General features: G+C 62.5%; 6 protein-coding genes. 4 read left to right on the forward strand and 2 right to left on the reverse strand.

Annotated features, from left to right (window positions below; translation table 11 throughout):
* Window positions 1-189: 189 nt before the first annotated feature.
* The 4 genes from AC0QTX_RS17140 (at window position 190) to AC0QTX_RS17155 (ending at window position 4,555) form a co-directional block, all read left to right on the forward strand.
* Complete coding sequence (locus AC0QTX_RS17140) at window positions 190-1,962, forward strand: cytochrome c biogenesis protein DipZ (RefSeq protein ID WP_474605031.1); 1,773 nt, start codon at window positions 190-192, stop codon at window positions 1,960-1,962.
* A 42-nt stretch (window positions 1,963-2,004) separates the two neighbouring features.
* Window positions 2,005-2,763 carry an alpha/beta hydrolase gene (locus tag AC0QTX_RS17145; RefSeq protein WP_474605022.1) on the forward strand — a complete coding sequence of 253 codons (759 nt, stop codon included), beginning with the start codon at window positions 2,005-2,007 and terminating at the stop codon, window positions 2,761-2,763.
* A gap of 392 nt (window positions 2,764-3,155) precedes the next feature.
* Entirely contained in the window at window positions 3,156-3,866 is a 711-nt protein-coding gene (locus tag AC0QTX_RS17150; protein ID WP_474605023.1) for a glutamine amidotransferase, read from the forward strand.
* The gene (locus AC0QTX_RS17155) at window positions 3,866-4,555 is read left to right on the forward strand and encodes an MOSC domain-containing protein (RefSeq protein ID WP_474605032.1); all 690 of its coding nucleotides are present in this window, start codon (window positions 3,866-3,868) and stop codon (window positions 4,553-4,555) included. The genes AC0QTX_RS17150 and AC0QTX_RS17155 overlap by 1 nt, the downstream gene beginning before the upstream one ends.
* Before the next feature lie 305 nt (window positions 4,556-4,860).
* On the opposite strand, the gene AC0QTX_RS17160 is transcribed toward AC0QTX_RS17155, so the two are convergent.
* Both AC0QTX_RS17160 and AC0QTX_RS17165 read right to left on the reverse strand, forming a co-directional pair.
* Window positions 4,861-7,002, reverse strand: coding sequence for a helicase-related protein (locus tag AC0QTX_RS17160; protein ID WP_474605024.1), 2,142 nt, complete (start codon window positions 7,000-7,002; stop codon window positions 4,861-4,863).
* A 252-nt stretch (window positions 7,003-7,254) separates the two neighbouring features.
* A partial coding sequence (locus AC0QTX_RS17165) for a hypothetical protein (RefSeq protein ID WP_474605025.1) occupies window positions 7,255-7,584 on the reverse strand: 330 nt, incomplete at its 5' end.

Below are 7,584 nucleotides of genomic sequence, written 5' to 3' on the forward strand. Positions count from 1 at the left end.
AGACGGGACCACCTTCCTTAACGGCCCGCTGTCTCACTCTCTGGCGTCAGGGACAAATCCTACACTGGGATACACTTCACCCCGAACCCGGACACATCCGGGATACGTCACGTCGACTAGATAGGCCCGACCGCTGGTCGATCCGCATCGCCGTCCGGAGCCTGGACGTCGGTTTCAAAGGAAACGATGATGACGCTTCTTATCATTGCATATCTCGGAGGGGCACTGACTATCCTCAGCCCCTGCATCCTCCCCATCCTTCCCTTCGTCTTCGCCTGCGCCGGACAGCCCTTCGTCCGAAGCACCTTGCCCATGCTTTGCGGCATGGCCGGTACATTCGCACTTGTCGCAACGCTTGCGGCCGTCGGCGGCAGCTGGGCGATTCATGCCAATGAATACGGTCGTCTCGTGGCGCTCCTGCTCCTTGGCGTTTTCGGCGTAAGCCTACTCTCACCTCGCGTTGCGAGCACCATCACCCAGCCGGTCGTGGATTTCGGCAATCGGCTGCTAAATGCCTCCAGCCGATCCCGTTCCGCTCCCACTGTGGCGAGCTCTCTCGTACTTGGCACGGCGACGGGCCTGATCTGGGCACCCTGTGCAGGGCCGATCCTCGGCCTCGTGCTGACGGGTGCTGCGCTGCAGGGCGCTAATCTCGACACCACCTTCCTGCTCGCCGCCTACGCAGCCGGCGCCGCCACCTCTCTCGCCGTCGCATTGCTTATCGGGGGCAAGATTTTTGCGGGCATGAAGCGCTCGCTTGGTGTCAGCGAACGGATCCGCCAAGTGCTTGGCGCTGCGGTCCTGGCGGGCGTAGCCGCCATTGCTCTCGGCCTTGATACCGGCCTTCTGGCACGCCTTTCCTACGCGAGCACTGCCTCGTTCGAACAGGCTGTGCTCGACCGACTGCATGCAAAGTCCAATACCGGCGTTCGATCTGAGTTCGCCAGCAATAGCACTATCACGACTGTCGATACGAAGCGGCCGTTCCGCAGCGACCTGCCTGTCGAAGGACGTGCGCCGTCGCTGAACGGTGCAGTCGAATGGCTGAACTCGCCGCCGCTCACGACGGAAGGTCTGCGTGGCAAGGTCGTTCTCGTCGATTTCTGGACCTATTCCTGCATCAACTGCATTCGGACAACGCCCTATGTCCGCGCTTGGGCCGAAAAGTACAAGGACCAGGGCCTCGTCGTGATCGGCGTGCATGCTCCTGAATTCGCCTTCGAGAAGAAGATCAACAATGTCCGACAAGCCGTTGGTGACTTCAAGATCAGCTATCCGGTCGCGATCGACAACGACTACAAGATCTGGCGCGCTTTTGAGAACAGTTACTGGCCGGCTCATTACCTCATCGATGCCAAGGGGCAGATCCGTTACCACCACTTCGGAGAGGGCAACTATCGTCAGACCGAGCAGGCGATCCAGGACCTGCTGCACGAAGCAGGCAACGAGATGACGACAGGTGCACCGGTGGCGCCGGATGCGAAGGGCGCTGAGGCCAGCCCGGACCTGAAGAACATCCGATCGGGTGAAACATATCTCGGCTACAAACGCGCCACCAACTTCACTTCGCGGGAGAGCCTGCGCGCGGACACCGCCCGCGAGTATTCGATCGAGAAGCTGAACCTCAACGAATGGAGCCTTTCCGGCACCTGGACCATCGGTGCGGAGCAGGCCACGCTCGACCAGCCGGACGGCAGTATCGTCTACCGTTTCAGCGCCCGCGACCTGCATCTCGTTCTCGGCCCCGGTGGGTCCGGCAAACCGGTCCGCTTCCAGGTGACGATTGACGGCAGGGCACCTGGAGCCGACCGTGGTGCGGATATTGATGCCGATGGCAACGGCACAGTGAGCTCAACCAGGCTCTACCAACTCGTCCGCCAGTCTGGCGACGTGGAAGCGCGGAACTTCGAGATCCGTTTCCTCGAATCCGGCGTGGAGGCTTATGCCTTCACCTTCGGTTAAACCAACCACTTATCTCAATCCCAAACCCTAGGAGTTGAACCTATGAGTCGCCGAAATGTGGCCACCCTCGCACTTGCATTTGCTACCAGCGTGATTGCTTTCGCTGCTCAGGCCGCCGACGTAAAGAATATTGTCATCGTGCACGGCGCGCTTGCCGATGGCTCCGGCTGGCGCAAAGCGACCGAAATCCTTGAAAAGAGAGGCTTCAACGTCACGATCGTGCAGGAGCCGATCACCTCGCTCAGCGACGACATCGCTATGACCAACCGCGTACTGGACCTGCAGGATGGTCCAACACTGCTCGTTGGTCACAGCTATGGCGGCATGGTGATTACCGAGGCCGGACACAATCAGAATGTCGTAGGCCTCGTTTATGTCGCGGCCTTCCAGCCGGACAAAGGTGAAAGTCTGCTTAGCCTCGCCAGCTCAAAGCCAGCTGGCGGCATGAATATTCGCGAGACGAAGGACGGAAAATACCTCTATCTTGATCCCGCCGCCTTCGCAAACGACTTCGCCGCCGACCTGCCGAAGGACGAGGCGGCATTCCTCGCGAAGTCGCAGGTCTTCGCCTCCAAGGAAGCATTCTCTGCAAAAGCTGGTGATCCTGCCTGGAAGACCAGGAAGAGTTGGTCGGTCGTCGCCACCCAGGACCGCTCAATTAATCCCGACCTTGAGCGGCAGATGGCGAAGCGTGCCGGCAGCGATGTAACCGAAATCGCGGCTAGCCATGCTGTCTTTGCCTCACAGCCAGAAAAGGTTGCCGATGTGATCGAGAAAGCAGCGAAAGCGGCTGGTCGTTAACTCCATGGCTGCGGATCGCTGCACCCCAGCGGTCCGCTTATCTAGACCATATTTCGTTCCCGCATATGAGGCCTAACGACCGGGTACGTGGGCCTCTGGCGCACTGAATCGGAGGTTGCTGCGATCCCGGCATACCGCGATGTATGATTTAGTTCGGAGCCTGATACCCTCGCTCCCCGACGCACCTAAGCTGTTGTTTGCTCCGACCCCAGCCTCTAGAGAATTATACTTAGCAGCGAAGAGAGAACCATGACAAGAATTGGCCTCATCGACCCAGCGGGCGCAACAACTCCCGCGGTGAGCAGGATCACGTCATGGATCGGGAACTTCTCAGCCATTACCTGGGAAGCTCCTCTAACGAGGCTGGCACGGAACCCAGGTGGGGCAACGCGATGACAAGGACCGCACTTGTGCTTCGACACGTTCCGTTCGAGGATCTCGGCACCTTTGGACCTGTGCTGAACGAGGCAGGCTACGCGATCCGGTATGTGACGGTCGGCGACCCAGGCTTTCCTGGGCAAAACCCGATCGAGCCCAACCTTCTCGTTATTCTCGGAGGACCGATCGGCGTCTATGAGGACGCGATCTACCCGTTCCTGAAGACCGAGCGGGCGTTCATCACGAAGCGCCTTGAGACCAAACGCCCGACCCTTGGCATCTGCCTCGGCGCCCAGTTGATGGCCGCTTCCCTCGGTGCTCCGGTGTTTCCGGCAGGGGTCAAGGAGATCGGCTTCGCGCCGATCCATCTGACGGACGCGGGGCGGACAAGCCCCTTGCGGCATCTCGAAGGCGTGCCGGTGCTTCATTGGCATGGCGACACCTATGCGCTGCCGCAAGGCGCAACGAACCTTGCATCCACCCCGCTGGTGCAGCAGCAGGCCTTCTCGATCGGTGAGACGATCCTAGGCATCCAGTTCCACCCCGAAGCCGAGACTGGGCCGGAATTTGAGCGGTGGCTTGTAGGGCATGCGGCAGAACTTGCTGGAGCAGGGATCAATGTTCCGGGATTGCGCCAGGATGCCCAGAGATATGGCAACGATCTTCAGTTAGCCGCTGGCGCGCTGCTTGAGGAATGGCTGGCAGGTCTCCAAGGCGCACGATGATGCCGAACTTACCGTTTCCTCTGATGGGGCTGCTGATCGGGGGCGTCAGGCCGCTCGGGAAGCGGGCAGCGCCGAGCGGGATTGCCAAGGCTCCGGTTACGGCTCCCGTGCTCCTGCGCCGCAGTGGGTTTCGGGGGGATGAACAAGGGGACACGGTGCGCCATGGCGGTCCGGAGAAGGCCGTGCATCATTATCCCTTCGATCATTATGCCTCATGGAAGACCGAAGTCGGTCCTCATGCCCTTCTCGATCAACCTGGAGCCTTCGGGGAGAATGTCTCGACTATAGGACTGACCGGAGCCGACGTCGCAATAGGCGACATCTTCCGCCTAGGCTACGCTCTGGTTCAGGTCAGCCAAGGCCGCCAACCATGCTGGAAACTGAATGAACGCTTCGCCGACATCCGAATGTCCAGACGCGTGCAGGTCACAGGCCGAACAGGCTGGTACTACCGGGTGCTGGAAGAAGGGATCGTGTCCCCAGGTGACGGTCTGAAGCTGGTGGAACGCACAAACGAGTATTGGACGATCAATCGGGTGTGGCATCACTTCTACGTTGACACCATGAATGCAGACGCCCTTCGCCAAATTTCAGAACTGCCAGCCCTTGCTCAGGGATGGCGGGATCATGCCGCAAACCGTCTCGCTACCGGGATCGTAGAGGATTGGAGCAGGCGACTCGACGGCTGAATTTCGGAGCCAGCCCCCTTTGCGGTACTCAAACCAGCCAAGGGTCTGCATTAGACCAAATGCGATGAACTGTGCCTCACAGGAACGTCCGGTATTTCCCTCGTGAGCTGAGGTTCAATCTACTTCGCAAATGTGCCATTTTGAGACCTTCCCGGCCTAGAGCCCGTGGTGAACTCTCGCGGAATGCTGTTTATGAAACCGGATGGTAGCATGCACACTTGGCCGCGAAGCGATTGCCGGCGGCGCACGCTCTTAGCAGCCCTCACTCATTCCGGAGCCTATGGAGCAAGCCGTGAACCCTTGATCTAGCCCCTATGTCCTGCGGTCGCCCGCTTGGCCACCCGCTTCGTGGCGGTCTCCTGCAAATAGCGCTCGATAGCCTCGTTGGCCTGCGCCCGCACCTGCCGCATTCGGTCGGCGTCGTCAAAGGCGTCCGGGAAGCGGCGCGACAGCCACAGGTAGGCCCCCGCGAGTCGGACCGTGCGCTCCTGGTGGTCGAGGTCAGCGAACGGGTTGCTGCGCAGCGCCGGAACGCCGGAGCCTGAGGCCAGCATCTGCGTCCATCCCTTGAGCACCTGGAACGAGAGCTCATCGCGCTGGTCGATGGGCGCCACCGACAGGGCGAACCTCTGCGTCAGGTTCAGCCTGGTGCGGTCGACCATCTCCGCAGTCTGCAGCATTGCGTCCATATCCGAGGGCTGGAATGGCGAGCCCTCGTAGAAGGCGGCCTGTGCGAAGTGCGTGAGCACCTCATGCAGGCTCTCGGTGCGCAGCTCCGAGGCCGCCGCACTGATCGCTACAAGGTCGGGGCGGGCGTAGAAGCGCGAGTCCGCGGCGGGCGCCGCCGGGGCGCCGGCGAGCGCCTTGCGGATCTGATCGATGCCCTCCTCCGTAGTGGAGGCCACGTAGCCAACGTCGTGGTGGCCGAAGCGGCCGGCGCGCCCGGCGATCTGGCGTATCTCGGGGTTGGTGAGCGGGCGATCCTCCTTGCCGTCGTACTTGCGCAGGGCGGAGAACACGACCCGCTGCAGGGGGCCCAGGTTGAGCCCCATGCCGATGGCGTCGGTGGTGACGAGCACCTCGGCCTCTCCGGTGCGGAAGCGCTCGGCCTCCGCGCGGCGCACCTCGGGGGAAAGCGCCCCGTAGATGGTGGCCACGGTGTGCCCCAGGCCGACGAGGACTTCGCGCTGCTCGTGCACCGCTTGGCGCGAGAAGGCCACGACGGCGTCGCCGGCCTTCACCTCCTCCAGGGGGACCGGCTTGTCGAGCAGGACGAGCGGAGTCTTGCGCTCGAAGGCGACCACCTCAAGGCTCTCGTTGGTAGCCTCAGCGGCACGGCGAACGTACGGCAGGGCATCGTCGGAGCCGGCCAGGATCACGGTTCTGGCCGGGATGCCGAAGAGCGCGTTGGTCCAGGCCCAGCCGCGGTCGGGGTCGGAGATCATCTGGATCTCGTCGATTACCGCCACCTCGACGGTGTGCTGCAGATCCGCAGTCTCGATGGTGCGAGAGACGTGGGTGGCGCCGTGGTCGCCGAAGACCTCCTCGCCGGTGACCATGCCGGCGTCGAGCCCCCGGTCGCGCAGGGCCTCGTAGTTCTCCAGGGCCAGGAGCCGCAGAGGGGCCAGGTAGGCGCCCGTGCCGGCCGCCGCGAGCCTCTCCAAGGCGGCATGGGTCTTGCCTGAGTTGGTGGGGCCCATGTGGAAGACGATCTGACGGGCCATGCCGCGCGCAGGGCGGAACTTGTCGATGTAGGTGCCGAAGCCGACCCGCTCGCGCGGGTTCCGGATGCCGGCATCCTGGCGGGCCAGCTTCTTCGCGCGGGCCCTGAGCTCCCTGAACTTGTCGGGCAAGGTCCGGACCAGGTCCGGGGAGAACGCGTACTGGCGCGAGCGCAGGGCATGATCCATGTGCTCGGCGTAGCTCGCGGCGCCCGAGCCAACCTCGGCGAGGTCCGCGCGCACGTCCTCGCGCAGCCGGTTGACCACCCGGTGCATGGACTTCCCCGTCTCCCGCTCAACGCAGTCGACCTCGGCCTTGAACTCGTCGAAGCGGTGGCGCGGGTCGTTGCGGACCGCCATCTCGTGCAGGATCTCGAGCATCTGCGGCGTGGGTGGCAGCATGAGGCGCAGCTCCATGCGGCCGTCGTCAAGGAGCGGCAGGCCGACCCGCACGGACCACGACACGGCGCCCTCCACGCCCTCGGACCAGCGCAGGGACGGGACTGCCTTGGTGAGCTCTCTGGCCCCCGTTGCAACCCACTCCTTGAGGCCCCGCATCTCGGTGAGAGCGGAGGCCACCCGGTCGTCGTCGACGAACCCGTCGTGCTCGGGCAGCCCTAGGTAGCGCCGGAGGCCCTCGGTGTCGACGTCGCGCCGCGACGGGGCCACCCTGCGGATCGCGTCCTGGAGGATGTCGGCGGTCTCTTGGTTTCGCTTGCGTGCCATGCCCTAGCATTCCTACCGGGAAAGACAGTGTCAACGCCGCTCGGCGCGAACTGTGCCCTCCGTCCAACGGCCGATCCTACATCTTAGAATGAGCCATGATGTGCCCTCGAATACTGACGAGCATTTGGGGAGCGCTCGCACCAACTCCGTTGCCATGACAGGGTCGTGTACACGCCTATGGTCCCGGACCAATCAAAATCGGCTTAGGGTCAGGCAGTAGAGTTCGCCTGCCCTCTGGAGCGTCCGATGTTCCTAGCTCAAGCGGACCTTTGGCGTACTTCCGCCCAGTGCCAAGAGCAGCCATTCGGCTTCTGCATCGTAGCCCTTGAAATTTCGTGCAGACCATGATCGCAGCCGCGCCATCCGCTCACCAGGCCGACTGCGGTGCAGGCTCAGCATAAGCAGTGCGCTGACACACATACAGTCGGCTAGGCGAGAAGCTTTACCCAGGTAAGCTTGATGAGCATCAGCCCAGATATGAACGGGTCCTGAGTGCACCGGCACAATCCGATGCACTCGTTTGATCTCGATCAAGCCAGGAACTGATCCCTTATGGGAAGCTGCCGGATCCGCTTGCCCGTC

It is taken from the genome of Microvirga sp. jy35 (genome assembly GCF_056148915.1).